Origin of the sequence: Pseudochrobactrum albidum (assembly GCF_051851455.1) — a bacterium.
In the GTDB taxonomy this organism is placed as follows: domain Bacteria; phylum Pseudomonadota; class Alphaproteobacteria; order Rhizobiales; family Rhizobiaceae; genus Pseudochrobactrum.
Genome location: NZ_JBPVTR010000014.1, coordinates 65,001 through 68,257 on the forward strand (window position 1 = coordinate 65,001; position 3,257 = coordinate 68,257).

A 3,257-nucleotide genomic window follows, 5' to 3' on the forward strand; every position below is an offset into this window, starting at 1 on the left:
TGGTGAGACATGACGTGAGAGCGCGATAATCAATCATCTTTTAAAAATTTACGAATGGCTTTTGTCATTTGTCTGTTCTTATTGAAATTGTGAAGAGAAGATGTGTTCAGGTTTGTTCTTTTAAGGGCAAACGTCGTCAGGCTTGCTCAAGGCCTGACATTATGATTGGCGTGCTAACCGCAGCCATTGAACATATCTCAAGAAGCTGGTCTTTTTATGCTGATATCCGGGCACATTTTGCATGTGCGGTGCTTGCAGGTGTTTATCGTTAGGCACTTTGTGAGCGGTAAAAATCTTGATGGATATTGGCAATGAGAATAATCAAGTGAATTAAGGGCAATTGGTGGATGCCTTGGCATGCACAGGCGATGAAGGACGTGATACGCTGCGATAAGCGTCGGGGAGGTGCGAATACCCTTTGATCCGACGATTTCCGAATGGGGCAACCCACCTTAGATAACTAGAAAATCATTTTTGTTCTTAGCTCACGGATGAGCGGGCCTTTGGCCCTATCCTCCGCGTGGGCGCCGCACGAGCGGCGACGGACTAGCGTCCTGTATGGGTGCTGGTTCTGAGAGTGTTTTGGGGATGGACTTTGATAAGTTTGTCTCCCGCAAAGCGCGACTGCGCGTCGGCCACTTTTGGCCGCCCTGTCCGGAGCGAAGCGGCGCAAGCCGCGACAGCGTGAGGACGAACAGAAATGATTTCTAGTTATCGTTTAAAGGTATCTGCACCTGAATAAAATAGGGTGTCAGAGGCGAACGCAGGGAACTGAAACATCTAAGTACCTGCAGGAAAGGACATCAACCGAGACTCCGCAAGTAGTGGCGAGCGAACGCGGACCAGGCCAGTGGCTATGAAGAGAGAAGCAGAAGAACCTGGAAAGGTTTGCCGTAGTGGGTGATAGCCCCGTATGCGTAGTGCTCTTTTTAGTCCTTGAGTAGGGCGGGACACGTGAAATCCTGTCTGAACATGGGGAGACCACTCTCCAAGCCTAAGTACTCGTGCATGACCGATAGCGAACCAGTACCGTGAGGGAAAGGTGAAAAGCACCCCGACGAGGGGAGTGAAAGAGAACCTGAAACCGGTTGCCTACAAACAGTTGGAGCCCAAGATTTGTTCTGGGTGACAGCGTACCTTTTGTATAATGGGTCAGCGACTTAGTGTATCGAGCAAGCTTAAGCCGGTAGGTGTAGGCGTAGCGAAAGCGAGTCTGAAGAGGGCGTTTTAGTTCGATGCATTAGACCCGAAACCGAGTGATCTAGCCATGAGCAGGTTGAAGGTTGGGTAACACCAACTGGAGGACCGAACCCATATCTGTTGCAATAGATCGGGATGACTTGTGGCTAGGGGTGAAAGGCCAATCAAACTCGGAGATAGCTGGTTCTCCGCGAAATCTATTTAGGTAGAGCGTTGGGCGAATACCTCAGGGGGTAGAGCACTGAATGGGTAATGGGGACTAACCGTCTTACTGATCTCAATCAAACTCCGAATACCTGAGAGTACTACCCAGCAGACACACGGCGGGTGCTAACGTCCGTCGTGAAGAGGGCAACAACCCTGACCACCATCTAAGGTCCCCAAGTTATGGCTAAGTGGGAAAGGATGTGAGGATCCCAAAACAACCAGGATGTTGGCTTAGAAGCAGCCATCATTTAAAGAAAGCGTAACAGCTCACTGGTCTAGATAAGGGTCTTTGCGCCGAAAATGTACCGGGGCTCAAGCCATACACCGAAGCTGTGGATGCAACATTTGTTGCGTGGTAGCGGAGCGTTCTGTAAGCCGGTGAAGGGATAGTCGTGAGACATCCTGGAGGTATCAGAAGTGAGAATGCTGACATGAGTAACGATAAAGAGTGTGAGAGACACTCTCGCCGAAAGTCCAAGGGTTCCTGCTTAAAGTTAATCTGAGCAGGGTTAGCCGGCCCCTAAGGCGAGGCCGAAAGGCGTAGTCGATGGGAACCACGTTAATATTCGTGGGCCAGTGGGTAGTGACGGATCGCGTGTGTTGTAAGGTCTTATTGGATTGATCTTGCAGCGAAGCGGTCCCGGGAAATAGCTCCCACATTTTGACCGTACCCTAAACCGACACAGGTGGACTGGTAGAGTATACCAAGGCGCTTGAGAGAACTGCGTTGAAGGAACTCGGCAAATTGCACGCGTAACTTCGGAAGAAGCGTGACCCTTGTTTGCGCAAGCAGATGAGGGTGGCACAGACCAGGGGGTAGCGACTGTTTACCAAAAACACAGGGCTCTGCGAAGTCGCAAGACGACGTATAGGGTCTGACGCCTGCCCGGTGCCGGAAGGTTAAGAGGAGAGGTGCAAGCCTTGAATTGAAGCCCCGGTAAACGGCGGCCGTAACTATAACGGTCCTAAGGTAGCGAAATTCCTTGTCGGGTAAGTTCCGACCTGCACGAATGGCGTAACGACTTCCCCGCTGTCTCCAACGCAGACTCAGTGAAATTGAATTCCCCGTGAAGATGCGGGGTTCCTGCGGTTAGACGGAAAGACCCCGTGCACCTTTACTATAGCTTTACACTGGCATTCGTGGCGACATGTGTAGGATAGGTGGTAGACTTTGAAGCAGGGACGCCAGTTCTTGTGGAGTCATCCTTGAAATACCACCCTTATCGTCATGGATGTCTAACTGCGACCCGTCTATCCGGGTCCAGGACCGTGTATGGTGGGTAGTTTGACTGGGGCGGTCGCCTCCTAAAGAGTAACGGAGGCGCGCGATGGTGGGCTCAGAACGGTCGGAAATCGTTCGTCGAGTGCAATGGCATAAGCCCGCCTGACTGCAAGACAGACAAGTCGAGCAGAGACGAAAGTCGGTCATAGTGATCCGGTGGTCCCGTGTGGAAGGGCCATCGCTCAACGGATAAAAGGTACGCCGGGGATAACAGGCTGATGACCCCCAAGAGTCCATATCGACGGGGTTGTTTGGCACCTCGATGTCGACTCATCGCATCCTGGGGCTGGAGCAGGTCCCAAGGGTATGGCTGTTCGCCATTTAAAGCGGTACGTGAGTTGGGTTCAGAACGTCGTGAGACAGTTCGGTCCCTATCTGCCGTGGGTGCAGGAATATTGAAAGGATCTGTCCCTAGTACGAGAGGACCGGGATGGACGTATCTCTGGTGGACCTGTTGTCGCGCCAGCGGCATAGCAGGGTAGCTATATACGGACTAGATAACCGCTGAAGGCATCTAAGCGGGAAACTAACCTTAAAACAAGTATTCCCTATCAGAGCCGTGGAAGAC

At 51.8% G+C, this 3,257-nt stretch carries 1 rRNA gene; it reads left to right on the forward strand.

Annotated features, from left to right (window positions below):
- Window positions 1–320: 320 nt before the first annotated feature.
- Window positions 321–3,257, forward strand: a 23S ribosomal RNA gene (locus tag ACSTTO_RS01360); the annotation flags it as partial.